17 protein-coding genes are annotated in these 15,990 nt (G+C 69.0%); 10 read left to right on the top strand and 7 right to left on the bottom strand.

Going from position 1 to position 15,990, the window contains the following annotated elements; all coding sequences use genetic code 11:
* Nucleotides 1-5 precede the first annotated feature (5 nt).
* Genes AC1DK4_RS17020 through AC1DK4_RS17005 form a run of 4 tightly spaced genes read right to left on the bottom strand, consistent with a single transcriptional unit; the run spans nucleotide 6 to nucleotide 4,361 of the window.
* A complete protein-coding gene (locus tag AC1DK4_RS17020; RefSeq protein WP_441616983.1) occupies nucleotides 6-518 on the bottom strand; it encodes a hypothetical protein in 513 nt (170 codons plus the stop codon).
* Nucleotides 499-1,917, bottom strand: a complete 1,419-nt coding sequence (locus AC1DK4_RS17015; protein ID WP_441617112.1) for a phosphatase PAP2/dual specificity phosphatase family protein — start codon at nucleotides 1,915-1,917, stop codon at nucleotides 499-501. The genes AC1DK4_RS17020 and AC1DK4_RS17015 overlap by 20 nt, the downstream gene beginning before the upstream one ends.
* Nucleotides 1,917-3,692, bottom strand: a complete 1,776-nt coding sequence (locus AC1DK4_RS17010) for a bifunctional alpha/beta hydrolase/class I SAM-dependent methyltransferase (RefSeq protein WP_441616985.1) — start codon at nucleotides 3,690-3,692, stop codon at nucleotides 1,917-1,919. Before AC1DK4_RS17010 ends, AC1DK4_RS17015 begins: the two co-directional genes overlap by 1 nt.
* A 6-nt stretch (nucleotides 3,693-3,698) precedes the next feature.
* The gene (locus AC1DK4_RS17005) at nucleotides 3,699-4,361 is read right to left on the bottom strand and encodes a CDP-alcohol phosphatidyltransferase family protein (protein ID WP_441616987.1); all 663 of its coding nucleotides are present in this window, start codon (nucleotides 4,359-4,361) and stop codon (nucleotides 3,699-3,701) included.
* 492 nt (nucleotides 4,362-4,853) lie between these two features.
* Between AC1DK4_RS17005 and AC1DK4_RS17000 the strand changes: the two genes are divergently transcribed.
* Nucleotides 4,854-5,123 carry a copper resistance protein CopQ gene (locus AC1DK4_RS17000; protein WP_441616989.1) on the top strand — a complete coding sequence of 90 codons (270 nt, stop codon included), beginning with the start codon at nucleotides 4,854-4,856 and terminating at the stop codon, nucleotides 5,121-5,123.
* Between the two features lie 44 nt (nucleotides 5,124-5,167).
* Here the strand turns inward: AC1DK4_RS17000 and AC1DK4_RS16995 are convergent, their stop codons facing one another.
* Both AC1DK4_RS16995 and AC1DK4_RS16990 read right to left on the bottom strand, forming a co-directional pair.
* Nucleotides 5,168-6,010, bottom strand: a complete 843-nt coding sequence (locus tag AC1DK4_RS16995) for a beta-keto acid cleavage family enzyme (RefSeq protein WP_441616991.1) — start codon at nucleotides 6,008-6,010, stop codon at nucleotides 5,168-5,170.
* A 48-nt stretch (nucleotides 6,011-6,058) separates the two neighbouring features.
* Complete coding sequence (locus AC1DK4_RS16990; protein WP_441616993.1) at nucleotides 6,059-7,033, bottom strand: 3-hydroxyacyl-CoA dehydrogenase family protein; 975 nt, start codon at nucleotides 7,031-7,033, stop codon at nucleotides 6,059-6,061.
* A 134-nt stretch (nucleotides 7,034-7,167) separates the two neighbouring features.
* On the opposite strand from AC1DK4_RS16990, the gene AC1DK4_RS16985 reads away from it, so the two are divergent.
* The 4 genes from AC1DK4_RS16985 (at nucleotide 7,168) to AC1DK4_RS16970 (ending at nucleotide 12,451) form a co-directional block, all read left to right on the top strand.
* Nucleotides 7,168-8,094, top strand: a complete 927-nt coding sequence (locus tag AC1DK4_RS16985; RefSeq protein ID WP_441616995.1) for a LysR family transcriptional regulator — start codon at nucleotides 7,168-7,170, stop codon at nucleotides 8,092-8,094.
* Nucleotides 8,095-8,284: 190 nt separating this feature from the next.
* Nucleotides 8,285-10,474 carry a cation:proton antiporter gene (locus tag AC1DK4_RS16980; RefSeq protein WP_441616997.1) on the top strand — a complete coding sequence of 730 codons (2,190 nt, stop codon included), beginning with the start codon at nucleotides 8,285-8,287 and terminating at the stop codon, nucleotides 10,472-10,474.
* A gap of 233 nt (nucleotides 10,475-10,707) precedes the next feature.
* Complete coding sequence (locus AC1DK4_RS16975) at nucleotides 10,708-11,739, top strand: tripartite tricarboxylate transporter substrate binding protein (protein ID WP_441616999.1); 1,032 nt, start codon at nucleotides 10,708-10,710, stop codon at nucleotides 11,737-11,739.
* Between the two features lie 208 nt (nucleotides 11,740-11,947).
* Nucleotides 11,948-12,451, top strand: coding sequence for a phasin family protein (locus tag AC1DK4_RS16970; protein WP_441617001.1), 504 nt, complete (start codon nucleotides 11,948-11,950; stop codon nucleotides 12,449-12,451).
* A gap of 45 nt (nucleotides 12,452-12,496) precedes the next feature.
* Here AC1DK4_RS16970 and AC1DK4_RS16965 read toward each other — a convergent pair whose 3' ends face one another.
* Complete coding sequence (locus tag AC1DK4_RS16965; protein ID WP_441617003.1) at nucleotides 12,497-12,880, bottom strand: hypothetical protein; 384 nt, start codon at nucleotides 12,878-12,880, stop codon at nucleotides 12,497-12,499.
* A 259-nt stretch (nucleotides 12,881-13,139) separates the two neighbouring features.
* Between AC1DK4_RS16965 and AC1DK4_RS16960 the strand changes: the two genes are divergently transcribed.
* From AC1DK4_RS16960 to AC1DK4_RS16940, 5 genes are all read left to right on the top strand, one after another.
* Entirely contained in the window at nucleotides 13,140-13,319 is a 180-nt protein-coding gene (locus AC1DK4_RS16960) for a hypothetical protein (RefSeq protein ID WP_441617005.1), read from the top strand.
* A gap of 148 nt (nucleotides 13,320-13,467) precedes the next feature.
* Nucleotides 13,468-14,241 (top strand): GIN domain-containing protein, encoded by a 774-nt coding sequence (locus AC1DK4_RS16955; RefSeq protein ID WP_441617007.1) that lies wholly within the window; start codon nucleotides 13,468-13,470, stop codon nucleotides 14,239-14,241.
* A 186-nt stretch (nucleotides 14,242-14,427) separates the two neighbouring features.
* The gene (locus AC1DK4_RS16950) at nucleotides 14,428-15,288 is read left to right on the top strand and encodes an NAD(P)-dependent oxidoreductase (protein ID WP_441617009.1); all 861 of its coding nucleotides are present in this window, start codon (nucleotides 14,428-14,430) and stop codon (nucleotides 15,286-15,288) included.
* A 222-nt stretch (nucleotides 15,289-15,510) separates the two neighbouring features.
* Nucleotides 15,511-15,693, top strand: coding sequence for a glycine zipper 2TM domain-containing protein (locus AC1DK4_RS16945; RefSeq protein WP_441617011.1), 183 nt, complete (start codon nucleotides 15,511-15,513; stop codon nucleotides 15,691-15,693).
* Nucleotides 15,694-15,773: 80 nt separating this feature from the next.
* Nucleotides 15,774-15,932 (top strand): DUF3309 family protein, encoded by a 159-nt coding sequence (locus tag AC1DK4_RS16940; protein ID WP_441617013.1) that lies wholly within the window; start codon nucleotides 15,774-15,776, stop codon nucleotides 15,930-15,932.
* Nucleotides 15,933-15,990: the final 58 nt, after the last annotated feature.

Below are 15,990 nucleotides of genomic sequence, written 5' to 3'. Positions count from 1 at the left end.
GCACGTTATCTCAGCAGGAGTAGCAACAGCGCCGCCAGCAATTGCAGGGCGGCCAGCACCGCGGCCCAGTGAAGCAAGCGCAGCGCGCCGCGGGCGCGCTCCACCAGATTCCGGCTGGCGGCGCCGGGGACGCCGGGCTTCAGCCAGCCCAACTGCCGCAGCGCGCGATCCAGTGCCGCCAGCGGCGCGCTACTGCCCGCCAGGCCACCGGCGTCGCTATCCGCCATCACATCGGCCAGCACCTTGAACAGCCGGCAATCGATGGTGACGCGCACGAGCAGCCACAACTGTACGGCGCCGGACAGGGCGGCCACGATCCCCAGCGCGAGATAGACCATGCCCGCCGGCGACAGCGTGCCGGCCAGCAGTACGTTGATCAGCGCCAGCACCAGCCCGGCCCATGTCAGCCTGGTCGCGGCTTCCAGCCCGCCCGCGGTGGCCTGCGCCACCCAGTGCGCGGCGGCGGCATCGCGCCTGCCGCCGTCGTTCAGGCCGTCGTCATCCATTGCGCTCGCCATGGCCCGTTCCTTCCGAAGACTGCGCCGCCTGCCTGCGGCCGATGAAATCCGCCAGCGCCGCGACGCTGTCCGCGCGCAGCACCACTTGCGGTCGCCCCTTGCGCAGCAGGGCCAGCGGCTCATCGACGGCGCGCGCACCGGTGCGTGCGGCCAGCCAGGCCGCGGCCACCAGTGCGCTGCGCGAATAGCCCAGCGCGCAGCAGACCAGCACCGTGCGGCGCTCGCCATGCCAGGCTTCCAGTATGGCCACCGCTTCGTCCAGTTGCGCGGGCGGCGGCACGGTGAGGTCCAGCACCGGCACGCAGCGATAGGGGATGCCGGCGGGCGCGAGCCGCGGCAATTCCGCGGTCAGGTCCAGCACCGCCTGCGCGCCAAGCCGGCGCAGCCCGCCTGCGTCGGGGAAGCGGCCCACCCAGATACCGGGCACGATCTCGCTGGCCTGCGGCCGGCCGCGCGTCCACCAGCGCGAATTGGCAAAGGCGCCAAGCTGGTACGGCGCCAGCACCCACCGCGCCGCCATCGGCATGCTGCCGTCGGGCCCTTTCTGGAACAACGCAGGCAACCCCCGCCGGTAGATCGCTGCCACGCAGGCCAGCGCCAGCGCCAGCCAGCCAAGCAGCAACGCCGCCAGGGCCGAGGCTGGCAGCACCGCCAGCGCCAGCGCGCCGGCCCCCAGGGCGCCGGCGGCGTAGCGCACGGAAAGCTGGCGCGTGCGCACCCCGCGCCCGGCCACGCCCCGCCGCTCGCCCTGCCCCAGCGGGAAGAGGAAGACGCAGAACCAGCCCACCAGCCAGCCGGTCGGCAAATCGATGGCATGGTGCTGGTAGGTGGTCAGCACCGAGATGCCGATCAGCGCGAACCACACATGCAGCAGCCAGCGCCAGGCACCGCGCGCATGCATGGCATAGGCCACCCACAGGATCACCAGCAAGCTGATATGCAGCGACGGCGCCTGGTTGAACGGCTTGTCGAAGCCGCCCAACAGCGCAAACAGACGGCCCGGCAAGCCGTCCGCCGGCGGGCGCTCGAAGGCAAAGCGCAACGGAAACGCGATGAAGCAGGCCACCGAGATCAGTTGCGCCGCCAGCAGCCGCCTGGCATGCGTGATGAGCGCCGCGCGCGTGCGCCACAGGAAGAAGGACAGGCCGTAGAGCAGATCGATCGACCAGTACGGCACGATGCTCCACGGTACGAAGGGAATATGCCGTTCCCACCCGAAGTAGAAATACGGCACGTCCGCGCGCAAGCTGGCCAGCCAGTTGGCGAAGCCGTAGGAAGAGAAAAACAGCACGCCCATGGCGCAGAGCAAGGCCAGCGCCAAACCCCACGGACGGGTTTCGGCAACGTCCATGCGCGGCGCCGTGCCTGCGCTGCCGCCTTCGGCCTGCTGCTGGAACATCACGCGACCCTGCGCGCCAGGCTGACCGTGAAGATGCCCCACGGATCGATGCGCTGCGCGATCTTCTCGAAGCCCGCCTGGCGGACCAGTTCGTCCATCTCGGCCTGCGAGCGGCGCCGCATGACCCAGGCCGAACCTGCGCGGTGACTGGTCAGCGCGCGCGCGATGAACTCCAGCTGCGGATGCCAGGGCTGCCCCGTATAGACCAGGTAGCCGCCCGGCGCCACCGCCCGGGCGAGGCCGCCCAGCGAGCGCGCCACCATGGCGTTGTCGCCGAACAGCTCGTACAGGCCGGAGACGATGGCCAGCGTGGGTGCCGGGTCGAGCGCGGCAAGCCCGTCACCGTCGAATGCATCGCCCTTCTCGAAGCGTGCGATATCCGCCAGGCCCTTGCTGCGGATGAGTGCGCGGCCTTGCTTGACGTTGATGTCGCTGTAGTCGCGCAGCAGGATGCTCTGCACGTGCTGCGCGGCGGAGCCGTTGAACACCTTGGCGGCAAGGGCCTCGAGCACGTAGCGGCCGTGGCCCGCCGCGATATCGACGATCCGCACCGGCACGCCGGCGGCACGCAGGGTGCCGATGGCCTGGCCAAGCAACTCCTCGACATGCACCTTGCGCTGGCGGATGCCGCGCCAGCCGATAGCGTCCAGGTAGCCGCGGTCGATCAGCGGTCCGATCCCGAACCTGCCCTGCGCCTTGTTGCAGTAGACGTAGTCCAGCGTGGAGCCCGAGTCGAAACCGGTCTGCTGCCCGAGGCGTACGCCGTCCGACAGCAGGCCGCCGAACTTCAGGCCGGCCCGTGTCAGGGCCCAGTACATGCCGGCCGGGCCGGCTGCGGGCCGGCCCAGGCGGTCGGACTCGTCCTTGAAGACGCCCCTGCGGTCCGCATCGAGCAGCGAGACTGGCGCCGACGGCATCTCGAACTCGCGCACGATAAAGCGCCGCGCGGCCGTCACGGCTTGCGCCCGGTCGCGCTCGCCAAGGGTGTCGTGATAGAAGCCGTCCAGCACGATACGCTCTTTCACGCCCGAGCCAAGCCGTTCGAAAAAGGCGTCCTGTGGCGCGCGGTGCACCACCCAGTCGGCGCCCGAGATCAGCAGCTGCGTGGGCACCGTGATGGCGGCCGCGTCGGCCACGATACGCTCGGCGGTCTCGTAGAGATCGAGCAGGATATTGACGGCGATCGGGCGCGTGATGAGCGGATCCTGCTGGTAGCTGGCAACGCGCTCCGGATCGTGCGTCAGGAACCTGGCCTTGACGTAGCTGTTGACGAAGAACTTGCCGCGCAGCTTGTGCATCAGCTTCAGTCCAGGCCGTGCCAGCGGTATGTAGAGCTTGACCTTGAATGCCGGCGAGGCCAGCACCAGGCAGCGGATCCGTGGCGCGTAGTCATGCACCCAGGTGGACACCAGTACCGCGCCGACGCTTTGCGCCACCACGGCGATGCGGCTGACCGGAATGCCATGCACGGCGGCGATGTGGTCGACGAAGGTCTGGATATCGCGCACCGACGTCGCCAGGCTGGGACTGTATCCGCGCTCGCCCGGCGAACGCCCGTGACCGCGCGCATCCCATGCGAAGAAGGCGTGTCCCGGCAGGTCAAGCTCATCGACCAGGTGGGCGATGCGCCCGGAGTGCTCGTGGCCCCGGTGGAACAGCACCACGGCACCCTGCGGCGCGTCATCCCTGGCTGGCCAGTGGCGGTAGAACAGCGACTGCCCGTCATGGGTCTCGAACTGTGCCTCGACGGCGGAACGCCCGGTTTGACTGTCCACGTAGGTTCACTCCACGGGTTGGGAAGACGGTTCGGTGCGTGGCGGCTGCGTGCGTGCGCTGCGGGCCTGCGTGCCCTCGGCCACCCCGCGGCGTACCCGGTTGGCAATGGTCAGCAGCGACAGCACGGCCAGCAGCACAAATAGCCAGTGCGCCAGCGGGGCCAGTCCACGGCCGAGACCGACCCACAGCCCCAGCGCGCCCAGCACCAGGGCGCGATCGCTCTTGCCAAGCGGGCCGTCATAGCGGCGGCTGGCCCCGGCCAGCGGGCCGATCAGGCCCGCGCATTCGACAATCACCGCCAGCACGGCAAACACCATGACCTCGCCGGCACCGAACGGGGCCACCATGGCAAACGGCAGGATCAGCGCAAGATCGGAGACGATATCGCCCAGTTCATTGAGATAAGCCCCCAGCACGCTTTGCTGGCCGTGTTCGCGCGCGAGCATGCCATCGATGGCATTGAGCGCCATGCGCAGGAACAGCCAGAGCGGCATCAGCAGGAATACGCCCGGAAGCCAGGCCAGCGCTGCCGTCAGCGCGCCGATCACCAGGGAGCCCGCGGCGGCGGCGAGCGTGACCTGGTTGGCCGTGACGCCACGCGCGGCAAGATGCTTCACCAAGGGCCGCAGCAGAGCCTGGAACTTCGGTTTGATCTGGTAAAGCGTCATGTTTGCGGCCGTTTCAGGCCTTATGTTTTCTGCTTCATCAATGATGGTGCGGCCGTGAGCCGCGTGCGCCCCTGTCTCCGAAGCGTCCAGAAGCGTCCAGAATCGTCCCGAGACACCTTCCCGTGTGCAGCACGCCCCACAATCGCGCAAGGATAGCGTGATTGCGCATTTCCGCCAATCATTAAGAATTTATGAGATTTTTGGCACATTTTCGACACGATTGGGCGCGGTACCGCCACGACGCGCACTTACATGATTGGAGAAGCGGCGCCGGATCGCAATAGAAGGAATGCCTGAGGAGCGTATTGCGCCAACCGCCCGGGAAGGACTCGGCCCGCGCGGCGGCGTCGCCGGGTGCAGCCACGCGGGCTGAAAGCCGGGATGATGCATGACAGCATTGTCATGCGGGGGTCATGTTGCCGTGGCCGCCGTCTTTCTAGACTTGCCTCCAAGGTCGATCGATGGCGATCGGCAAATCCTCGGAGAAGAACGATGCGTACTTTCAAGCAAGCCATGCTGCTCGCCGCCACGGCCGCCACGCTGGCCGGCGCGGCCGGTTTCGCCAGCGCCGCCCCGCGCAGCGTGGATCCCTACCTCGACGGCGCGGCCGCGGGGCAGCCGCGGGATGCAGGCGCGCAAGGCGTCAGCAACCACGGGACGCGCGACCCGTTCACCGATGGCGGCGGCAACATCAGCCCGCGCAACCCCTTCAGCGACGGCGCCCGCACCGGYCCGCGCGACAGCTTCACCGACGGCGTGTGAGCGCGCTCATTGCCGCCCGGCCCTCGCCGGCCGACGGCACGTGCTCAGCGGATCTGGCCGTAGATGCGGCGGGCCTGCTCGGCCGACGCTAGCGGGCGGCCCAGGGTCCGCGCGCCATCCGCAGCCTGCCCGACGAGCGCCGCGTTGCCTGGCGCGGTGCTGCCGTCGCGCAGCTTCAGGTTGTTCTCGAATCCCACCCGCACGTGGCCGCCGAAGGCAGCCGCGGTGGTCACGCAGGCATTCTCCTCGCGGCCGAAGGCGCAGATCGCCCACGGCAACGTACCGTCGAACACCTGCAGGAACGGCAGCAGGTCGCGCGGCGACGAAACCTGTCCGGCCGAGTACCGGCCCAGCACAAACAGCACCGACCACGCGCCCGGCGGCACCAGCCCCCGGGCGCGCAGCGCTTGCCAGCGCTCCACGTCGGCCGCGTCGTACAGGATGATCTGCGTCATCACGCGCTCCTGCGCCAGCCAGGCCAGGAACGCGGCCAGCTCGGTTTCGGCGATATCCGGCACCGCGATTTCGCGCAGTCCGATCGACACCGCCTCCGGACGCAGTTCGCGCACCATGGCGATCTGCTCGGCGGCGCGGTAGATGCCGGCCGCCTCGCTGGTCACCTGCACCAGCAACTCATCGCCCACCGCCTGCTTCACGGCGGCCAGCGCCTCGCGGTAGAGCTGGGCATCGAGGGAATGGCGGCCGTCGGGCTGGCGCACATGCATGTGCATCATGGCCGCGCCCGCGTCCAGGCAGGCGCGAGCCTCGGCCGCCAGCGCGGCCGCGGTGGTCGGCACCGCCTGGTGGTCGGCGGCGGTCTTGTACGCGCCGTTCGGTGCTACGGTAATGATCAGCGGCGAATCCGCCAGCAGGGCTTGTTCGGTCATGGTGCGCTCGGTATGGATGGCGTGTGCGGGATAAGGTCTAGGTTCGGATCAGGGCTCGATCGCGGGCAACTCGGGCGCGATCAGGTCGAGCCCCGCGCGCAGCAGCCGGTCATAGCGCTCCCGCTCGGCCGCGATGGCCTGCGGCGTCCACTGGTAGAAGCCTTCGCCGGTCTTCATGCCGTGGCGGCCGTCCGCCGCCCGCTCGGTCAGGCAGCGCGCCGGCTCGGCGGCATTGCAGAAGGTAGGGTACATGGTCGCGCCCGCCGCGGCATGCACGTCGATGCCGGCGTGGTCGCGCTGCATGACGGGCCCGGCCGCCAGGAAGCGGAAGCCAAAGCCAAAACGCACCGCCGCGTCCACATCCTCGGGCGAGGCGATGCCACGGTCGATCAGATCGAACGCCTCGCGTGACAAGGCGTGCTGCAGGCGGTTGGCCAGGAAGCCCGGCAGGTCCTTCTTCACCTTCACGGGCACCATGCCGCAGCGCCGCATGAACGCGATCAGCGCGTCTGCGCCAGTTTCRGCACTCCCCGCCCCCATCACCACTTCCACCAGCGGCACCAGGTGCGCCGGCATGAAGAAATGCAGGCCGAGCATGCGCTCGCGCGTGGCCAGGCCCTCGCCGATGGCGCTGATGGGGAAGCTGGAACTGTTGCTGGCGAGAATGGCGTCGGAGCGCGCCCGCTGAACCAGGTCGGCAAAGAGGGCACGCTTGATGTCCAGCCGCTCGGGTATGCATTCGATCACCAGGTCGACCGTGTTCCAGTCGATCGCATCAAGCGACGCAGCCACCGCCAGCCCGGACATGCCGGCCTCGGCGTCCGGTCCGATGGCGGCGAGATTGGCGCCGACGCGTGTCGATACGGCGGCGGCACGCCCGGCGTCCGGTTCCACCACGGTGGTGCGGCAATGTGCCCGCGCCAGCACGACGGCCACGTCGGCACCCATGGTGCCGCCGCCGACCACCACGGCGTGAGCCTTGCCGGGAGCGGCAAGCGGGAACGTTACGGGGGCGTGTGGCATGGCAGATCCTTTTCTATGACGGCTATGACGGCTTTAGGCGGGCGTTTTACAGTGCGAGCGCCAGTGTAGACAATCCCCTTTGATTGATGAATCAGATTTTTTAGATAAAATGATCTAAAAACGAGATCAATCCAATGAAGATCAACCTGTCGATGCGCGATGTCGAGACCACGCTGGTGCTCGGCCGGACCCTGAACTTCCGCCAGGCTGCCGGCCAGTTGCATCTTTCGCAGTCGGCCTTGTCCACCCAGATCCTGCGCATCGAGGAGTCGCTCGGGGTGCGCCTGTTCGACCGCACCACCCGCACCGTGCGGCTGACCGCGGCTGGCGAAGTCTTCATGCGGCAGGCGGCTGTGCTGCAGGCAGCCTTCCGCGACACCATCGACGCGGTCAGCGGCATTGCCAGCGCGCAGCGGGGCCAGGTCGCCGTGGCCGCCCTGCCCTCGCTCGCCGCACGCCTGCTGCCGCGTGTGCTGATGGCCTTCCGGCGCGACCATCCCAAGGTCGCGCTCAAGGTCTACGACACGCTCTCCGGCCCCGCCTTCGACCTGGTGCGGGCCGGCGAGGTGGACTTTGCGCTGACCGCGGCGGACCCGCAGCAGGCCGATCTGCATTACGAGCCGATGATGTCCGACCGCTTCGTGCTGCTGATCCCGGCCACGCACCCGCTCGCGCAAGGCAAGGGGCCGCTGCGCTGGGCCGATACGGTGGACGCCGAGCATGTGTCGATGACCCATCCCAGCAGCGTGCGCCAGTACGCCGAGTGGGCCTTCCTGCAGAACCGCATCCGCTTCCAGCCGGGCTTCGAGGCCGAGCACCTGGCCACCATCGCGGCCATGGTCGAATGCGGTTTTGGCGTGGCCGCGCTGCCGGAGATCGCGGCCGGCACGGTGCGCCAGCCCGGCATCGTCGAGCGCCTGCTGACCGCGCCGGTGACGGAGCGCTCGATCGGCCTGGTGACACCGCGCAACCGCAGCCTGTCGCCGGCCGCGACTGCGCTGGCGAGCGTGCTGCGGGCCCATCTGGCGCAGGCCGGTGGTGGCGTGGCGCAGGCCGGCTGAAGCCGCCCGGGCCAATCCGCAAGCAAACCGTACAGCGCTTGAAAGCGCCCGGCGATTCGGGGTATGGTCGGAGCCAGCCGCCGTCCAAGGATCCCGCAGTGACATCATCTCCAGCACCACCAGCATCAGCGCCAGAATCTGCGCCAGCACCAGCGCCGTACCGGGCCGCGCCAGCGTTGCGGAGTCGCGCTTGAATATCGTCGTCGACGTCCTGATCCTGGCCGGCGCCCTGCTGGCCATCGTGGCCGTGGTGCAGGTGGCCGCGGCCAGGCTGTCGCTGCCGGAATCCACCCTGCTGTCGGCCATCGGCATTGCCATCGGCGCGGGCTACGTGGCCATCGATGCCTCCGCCCCGCAGTTCGCCTGGCACTTCCTCCATCCGCTGATCGATCCGGCCCTGCCGCCCGAGGCCTATCTGTGGATCTTCCTGCCGCCGCTGCTGTTCCACGCCGCGCTGACCGCCGACGTGCGCAACATGCTGCCGGACGCGGCGCCCGTCCTGCTGCTGGCCATCGTGGCGGTGATCGTGGCCACCGGCGTGATCGGCCTGGTCACCGCGCTGGCCAGCGGCGCCAGCCTGGTGGTGTGCCTGCTGCTCGGCGCCGTGGTCGCCACCACCGACCCGGCCGCGGTGATTGCCATCTTCCGCGACGTGGGCGCGCCGGCCCGGCTGATCCGGCTGGTCGAAGGCGAGAGCCTGCTCAACGATGCCGCCGCCATTGCCATCGCGGGCGTGCTGGTCGCCATGCTGACCGGCCACGGCACCGAGGCCACGCTGGCCGCCGGCCTGCGCGAGCTGGCCTGGTCCTTCGCCGGTGGCGTGCTGTGCGGCATCGTCGCCGGGCGGCTGGTGGCGGACCTGCTGCCGCGCCTGGCCGGACTGGCCATGGCCGAAGGCGCGCTCACGCTGGCGTTGCCCTATCCGCTGTACCTGCTGGCCGAGCAGATGCTCGGCGTGTCGGGCGTGGTGGCCGTGGTATGCGCCGGCCTGATGGTCAGCGCGCTGGGCCCGACGCGGCTGAGGCCGCGCAACTGGCGCCACCTGCGCATGATCTGGGAGCAGTTCGCCGGCATCGCGGGAGCTGTCGTCTTCCTCCTGGCGTCCGTGCGCGTGCCGTCGATGCTGGCCGGGGTGACGCTGCACCACGGCGTGCTGCTGGCGGTACTGGTGCTGGCCGCGCTGGCCGCGCGCCTGCTGGCGCTGTTCGGCCTGCTGCCGCTGCTGTCCTGGCTCAAGCTGAGCGCGCCGATCAACGGCGCCTACAAGCTGGCGATCGCCTGGGGCGGCCTGCGTGGCGCGGTCACGCTGGTACTGGCGCTGGGCATCGCCGAGAACGACGCGCTGCCGATCGAATCACGCCATTTCATCGCCATCCTGGCGACCGGCTTCGTGCTGGTCAGCCTGCTGCTCAACGGCACCACGCTGCGCTGGCTGATCCGCCAGCTCGGCCTGGACCGGCTGTCGCCGCAGGACCAGGCGCTCCAGCGCCAGGCCATCCAGCTCTCCACCGAAGAGGTGGAGGCCACGCTCAACCGCATCGCCGAAACCTTCGGCCTGCCGCCAGCAGCCGCGCGCGAGGTCGCGCTGCAATACCGGCGCGAGATCGAGCTGGGGTCGGTGAAGTTCGATTTCGATAGCGCGCTGTCCGAGCGCGACCGCCTCAGCATCGGGCTGGTCACGCTGGCCACGCGCGAGCGCGAGCTGATCCCGGAATATGGCGACGGCGTGATCTCGGTCGCCAACCTCGATGCCATGGTGCACAACACCACGCGCATGATCGATGCCGCGCGCGAACAGGGGCGCCTGGGCTACAACCGCGCCGCGCGCCACATCCTGGATTACCAGCGCGGCTACCGCGTGGCGCTGTTCCTGCACCAGCGCCTGTCGATCGACCGGCCGCTGGCGCGCGCGCTGGCCGACCGCTTCGAGCTGCTGGTGTGCCGCCAGACGGTGCTGGAACGCCTGCGGCAATACAACCGCTCACTGCTCACGCCGGTGTTCGGCGCCCGCCTGGCCACGGTGCTCGACGGCGTGCTGGGAGACCGGACCAAATCGGTGCAGGGCGGGCTGGACGAGATGCGCGCCCAGTTCGGCAGCTACACGCTGGCGCTGGAGAAGCGCCTGCTGATGCTGTTCGCGCTGCGCAAAGGACAGCGCTCGCTGGAGGCGATGCGCGAGGAGAATGTGATTTCCAAGGAGGCCCACAACCAGATCGCCCAGGTGATCCTGCGGGCCTGGCAGGCCAACCTGCCGCGGCCACCGCTGCGCAGCGCGTGGGATGACGCCGCAGCGCGTCCGGCACCGCCGGCAGGCCCCGGCCACGCGGCGGCGCCGCCGCCCCGGCGCCAGCCCGAGCCTGAAACACGCGAACCCTATTAGTTCACAGGAAGACGATGTCTTCCTCCAGCGGATAGGCGGCAATGCCGCAACGTCGCACCGTCCGGATCAGCCTGATTGATTTGATTGGAAATACAGATCAGTCGATAGAAAAATTCTGATTCTTCTATCAAGAGGCGCCCCCTACACTCTGCCCTGACGAGCCGGGCGTCCCCGCGCTGCGACCGCAGCGGCCAGCATTCCAACTCATACCATCCCGGCGCAGGAGATCCCCCATGACTGGCTTCCGACGCTCTGTTCGCCGCAGCGTTTCCGCGCCCCGGCGCCATCTGTTGCTCAGCGCGCTGGCCAGCGCCGGCGCCCTGCTGGCGGGCGCCGCCTGCCCCGGCCTGGCTGCCGCCGCCGACTATCCCGCCAAGCCGATCCGCCTCGTGGTGCCCTACCCGCCGGGCGGCGCCACCGACGTGATCGGCCGCACCCTGGCCCAGCATCTTTCCACCGCGCTCGGCCAGCAGGTGGTGGTCGACAACCGCGCGGGCGCGGCCGGCAATATCGGCGCCGAGCTGGTGGCCAAGGCTCCCGCCGACGGCTACACCCTGCTGATGGGCGCGCTGACCAGCCACGCCATCAACGCGGCGCTGTACAAGAGCCGCGTGTCCTACGACATCGAAAAGAGCTTCGCGCCGATTTCGATCGTCGGCAACGTGCCGCTGGTGTTCGTGGTCAACCCCACCGTGAAAGCGGGCAGCCTGCCCCAGCTGATCGCGCTGGCCAAGGCCAGCCCCGGCGCCGTCACATTCGCTTCGGCCGGCAACGGCTCGCCCCAGCACCTGGCCGGCGAGATGTTCAAGCGCATGGCCGGGGTCGACATGCTGCACGTGCCCTACAAGGGCAGCGGCCCGGCCATGACCGACCTGATCGGCGGCCAGGTGCTGAGCATGATCGAAACCGTGCCGGCGGCCCAGTCCTATGTCAAGGGCGGGAAGATCCGCGCGCTCGCCGTCACCACCAGTGAGCGCGTCACCGCGCTGCCTGACGTGCCCACGGCACGCGAGGCAGGCCTCAAGGACTTCGAGGTGAACTCCATGTTCGGCATTGTCGCGCCGGCCGGCACCCCGGCCCCCGTGATCGACCGGATCAACAGTGAACTGAAGAAGATCCTGGCCGAGCCCGAGGTCAAGGCATCGCTGCTCAATCAGGGAGCGATCGCCACCTGGACCACGCCGGCGCAGACCCAGGCGCGCATCAAGGCGGAACTGGCGAAATGGACCGCAGTGATCAAGGAAGCCGGCGTCAAGCCGGACTAAACGCGGAACGAAAGCCGGCCGCAGCGCCCTAAATGGCGGCCGCACCGCCCCGGTGCCGGCCAGCCCACACGGACCGTGGGCATGTTGCAGCTCTTGACTCCGCGTCGAATACGCCTATGCTGACTAGCAGCGATGCTGCGGCGCAGCAGGCTCTGGTGCCGCCTGCGGAATCCCCGCAGGCGCCCGGCATCGCCCTCGGAGATTTTCAATGGCGCAACCCCCTCGCTCCACTTCTGTCGAAGCACACCTGGCGTTCCCGGACCCGTTTTTCGGCCTTGCCGACACATGGACACAAGCAGCGGAGAAGATCGGCGCACTGAACGCGCAAACAGCACAGGCTTTGTTCGCGGAAGGCGCTGAGTATGCGGCCGAAGCCGCGGCACAGCCGTTTACCTTCGGCACGTTCCGCCCGGAAATGGCCGATGTGATGGGCCAGCGCATGGCGGCCTATCTCAACAGCCTGAACGAAATCATCAACGCCGCCCAACTGCAATGGACGCAGGGGCTGCACCAGCAATTCGCCGCCATAAGCGGCAGCGACCCGTTCCAGTGGTGCCTGATGGGCCGCGACTTCCTGCCCGACCAGGGCAACGTGTTGCCGGCCATGGGCGACGCGATGACCAAGTGGGTCACGGCGTACCTGCCTGGCGCGGCGCCATTGCTGCCGGCCCCAGGCAGCAATGGCAGCGGCGCCACGCAGGCATCTGCTTAAGCGCTTGCCGCAGCCGCTCCGCGCTTGCCCTCCCGGCGGTCCTCCTCACTGGCAGGCCGTGCCCGGAACGGGCTTGCCGGAGTTGGTCGCACCCTGGCAGGCATCGCCCACGGCGGTGTCGGAGGACATGTTGCCGTAGGGCCTGAGCTTGCCGGCCACCGTGCAGCAAAAGCGTGGCTCGCTCGGGGCCGGCGCGCTCTTGGTCATGCGCGCCGAGGCCGGCGCCGAGCTTGCGGGAGGAACCTGGGCGGAGCGGGACGCCGCACTCCCGCCGTCGGTGCCATCGTCATCGGGTGGGGCGACGCACTGGCCCTGCTGACAAATCCGTTCCCCTTTGCATTGCATGTCATATTGGCAACCTGCCGCACCCGCGCGCAGCGGCAGCGCTATCGCCAGCGATGTGGCAAACAGCAAGCCCAGCGTTCTCATACACCCTCCTGCACAACCGCCAGCGCGCAATGCCCGCGCCAGGCATCGGCATGCCGTCGTCATGTGATTGCCGGCGCCGGTTGCCGTACTACGTCTTAAGCATAGCCACGCGCACAAGGTGCGGGAAACCTCGCCGCGCGGTACTGTGAGTGCCGTACCACCAAGCCACCCGGCGACGCTTGCCGCGCCTTGCACGACTGCCGGAGATGGCCTGCCGCGATGACCCGCGGCGCGCGCCAACACCGTTTCGGCACTGACCGTGGCCGTGCCGTTCATGCGTCGCGCCCGGCATTTCGAAGTCCTCAACTTCGCTTTCGTGGTCGCCTTCTGCGCCGGCGCACGCATGGTGCTCGACGGCATCGATGAAGCCGCCCGTCCGATCTGGGCGATGCTGGTTGCTGGCCAACGCCCTGATCAAAGCCGACGAAGCCCTCTATGATTCCAAGAGGACCGGCAAGGACAAGTACACCTTCCACCGGGACGCTGACGCGCGCCCGGCCACCACAGGCCCGGCGACCGAACCGGCGGACAGCCGGCAAACGGCAGGCTAGCCCGCCCTTGTCCTGCTTCCCCAACCGAGGATAGCCATGGCCTGCACTACTCTGCTACGCGTCTGCGCGCTGGCCACCTGCTGCCTTTGCGGCAGCGCGACGGCGCAACAGGGCACGGTGATCGTCAACCAGAGCACGACGGTGTCCACGCCCGGCTCGGGCAGCAGCAGCAGCAGCGTGGTCATCGTCAACGGCCAGGTGGTTTCTTCGCAAGAGGCGCTCCGCCCAAGCGGCCCGGAGAAGACCGAGCTGCGCCATCCGGGCGCATTCTCGGGGGTGCAGCTCAACGCGCCGGTCACCGCGGTCTTCTCGGTCAGCCCTGCGGCCAATCCCGGCTTCTCGGTGGCCATCACCGGCCCGGCCGACGTGCTGCCGCTGGTGCTGACCACCGTTGCCGACGGCCGCCTGTCGATCGACCTGAAGGCGCCGGTCGTGCTGGCGGCGCCGCTGAAGGTCGCCATCGGCGCGCCGTCGCTGCAGGCGGTCAGCATTCCCGGGGCCGCCTCCCTGCGGGCAAGCGGCTTGCGCGAGGCCACCATCGACCTCGAGCTCTCCGGGTCCGGCTCCATCGTGGCCGAAGGCCAGGCCGGCGAAGTGCGGGCCGCCCTCTCGGGCTCGGGCAACGTGGACGCCGGCGCGCTGCGGGCAAGCCGGCTGGACGCCTGGCTCAGCGGCTCGGGCCGCATTCTCGGCATTGCCTCGGACGAGGCCAGCATCGCGCTCGCCGGTTCCGGTCAGATCGTCGTCCGCGGCCGGCCGATGCAGCGCCATGTCAGCCGCACCGGCTCCGGCCAGGTGTCGTTCGAATAGCCGCGCGCCCGGGCCAGGAATGCGCCGCAGGCGCGGTTGACGTTGCAGTGCAAGAATGGCAGCATTCGCTGCTTCGTCGGGCTTACCGCCCGGTTTTCTCATTCTGCGGGCGCCCCGCAACGGCTGCCCCGCGCCAAGGGCAGGCAACGCACGACGTTGGCCTGCCGGTCAGGGAGCTTTCCAGTCATGCGTGTTGCATTTATCGGCCTCGGCGTCATGGGCTATCACATGGCGGGCCATCTCGCCGCCAAGGGCCACCAGGTCACGGTCTACAACCGCACGGCAAGCAAGGCCACGCAGTGGGTGGCCGAGTTCGGCGGCAAATCCGCGGCCACCCCGGCGCTCGCCGCGCAGGATGCCGAAGCAGTCTGCTCCTGCGTGGGCAATGACGACGACCTGCGTGCGGTGATGACCGGCGCCGACGGCGCCTTCACCCAGGCACCGGCCGGCTGTGTCTTCGTTGACCACACCACCGCCAGCGCCAATGTGGCGCGCGAGCTGTATGCCGCCGCCGCCGAGCGCGGCCTGCACTTCGTCGACGCGCCCGTCTCGGGCGGCGAGGTGGGCGCGCAGAAGGGCATCCTCACCATCATGTGCGGCGCCGACCAGCCCGCGTACGACCGCGTCGCGCCCGTGCTGGGCGCCTACGCGCGCGCCGTCACCCGCATCGGCGGCGCCGGCGCGGGCCAGCTGGCCAAGATGGTCAACCAGATCTGCATTGCCGGGCTGCTGCAAGGCTTGTCCGAAGCCATCGCCTTCGGCGAGCGCGCGGGGCTGGACATGCCGGTGGTGCTGGACGTCATCAGCAAGGGCGCCGCGGGCTCGTGGCAACTGGAGAACCGCGGCCCGACCATGGTCGAGAACAAGTTCGATTTCGGCTTCGCGGTGGACTGGATGCGCAAGGACCTGGGCCTGTGCCTGGACGAAGCACGCCGCAACGGCGCCAGCCTGCCGGTGACCGCCGTGGTCGACCAGTTCTATGCCGACCTGCAGCAGGACGGCTGCGGCCGCGCCGATACCTCCTCGCTCATCAAGCGCCTGCGCTGATCGCTTGCCGGCCGCCCCGCCGGGGCTGGTTCGCGCAGCTCGATTTCCCCTCCCGCCGCTTCCAGGCTAGCGGCGCCGCACACGCGGCGTCGTCCAATTCCTACATCCATATCAGCGCATGACCTGCTGGGCGCGCCGTCGCGCCCAGCTATCTTGGATGCATGGCAGACGCGTACCGCGCGCCTGCACCGCCATCGCAAATCATGCATGCAGGAGACCGCCATGTTGAGACTTGCCAGCGCGCTCATCGCGGGTGCCGCACTTCTGATGGGCCTGAATGGCTGCACCGCCACCGGCGCCGTGGCTGGCGGCGTGGCGGGGCATGAACTCTCGCACGGCAACACTGCCGCCACGGTCGGCGGCGCCGTCGCCGGCGGTGTGATCGGCCACGAGCTGGGCAAGTAAGCCCGGGCATGCAAGCGAGGCACTACCGCTGGAAACAACGGAAATCCAACAACGGAAATCCAACCGAAAAGGAGCCCATCATGGCCATCGGCACGATCCTGCTTATCCTTCTGATCATTCTGCTCCTCGGCGCGCTGCCGGCCTGGCCGTACAGCACAGGCTGGGGCTATTACCCCAGCGGCGGCCTTGGCCTCGTCGTACTGGTCGTGGTGGTTCTGCTAGTGATGGGCCGATTGTAGGACGAGGGATGGAAGAAACAGCTTGCAGGGAAAAGCACAACGCGCCGCTGTCGCCAGC

Source organism: Cupriavidus sp. 05N38, from assembly GCF_056397345.1.
Note: the sequence above shows the minus strand (reverse complement) of the source record. Positions and strands in the feature narration are given on the sequence as shown.

Bases quoted from the DNA above. Each gene is read 5' to 3' on its own strand.
- AC1DK4_RS17020 (WP_441616983.1), bottom strand. From the start codon at position 518: ATGGCGAGCGCAATGGATGACGACGGCCTGAACGACGGCGGCAGGCGC.
- AC1DK4_RS17015 (WP_441617112.1), bottom strand. From the start codon at position 1,917: ATGTTCCAGCAGCAGGCCGAAGGCGGCAGCGCAGGCACGGCGCCGCGC.
- AC1DK4_RS17005 (WP_441616987.1), bottom strand. From the start codon at position 4,361: ATGACGCTTTACCAGATCAAACCGAAGTTCCAGGCTCTGCTGCGGCCC.
- AC1DK4_RS16995 (WP_441616991.1), bottom strand. From the start codon at position 6,010: ATGACCGAACAAGCCCTGCTGGCGGATTCGCCGCTGATCATTACCGTA.
- AC1DK4_RS16985 (WP_441616995.1), top strand. From the start codon at position 7,168: ATGAAGATCAACCTGTCGATGCGCGATGTCGAGACCACGCTGGTGCTC.
- AC1DK4_RS16975 (WP_441616999.1), top strand. From the start codon at position 10,708: ATGACTGGCTTCCGACGCTCTGTTCGCCGCAGCGTTTCCGCGCCCCGG.
- AC1DK4_RS16970 (WP_441617001.1), top strand. From the start codon at position 11,948: ATGGCGCAACCCCCTCGCTCCACTTCTGTCGAAGCACACCTGGCGTTC.
- AC1DK4_RS16965 (WP_441617003.1), bottom strand. From the start codon at position 12,880: ATGAGAACGCTGGGCTTGCTGTTTGCCACATCGCTGGCGATAGCGCTG.
- AC1DK4_RS16955 (WP_441617007.1), top strand. From the start codon at position 13,468: ATGGCCTGCACTACTCTGCTACGCGTCTGCGCGCTGGCCACCTGCTGC.
- AC1DK4_RS16950 (WP_441617009.1), top strand. From the start codon at position 14,428: ATGCGTGTTGCATTTATCGGCCTCGGCGTCATGGGCTATCACATGGCG.
- AC1DK4_RS16945 (WP_441617011.1), top strand. From the start codon at position 15,511: ATGTTGAGACTTGCCAGCGCGCTCATCGCGGGTGCCGCACTTCTGATG.
- AC1DK4_RS16940 (WP_441617013.1), top strand. From the start codon at position 15,774: ATGGCCATCGGCACGATCCTGCTTATCCTTCTGATCATTCTGCTCCTC.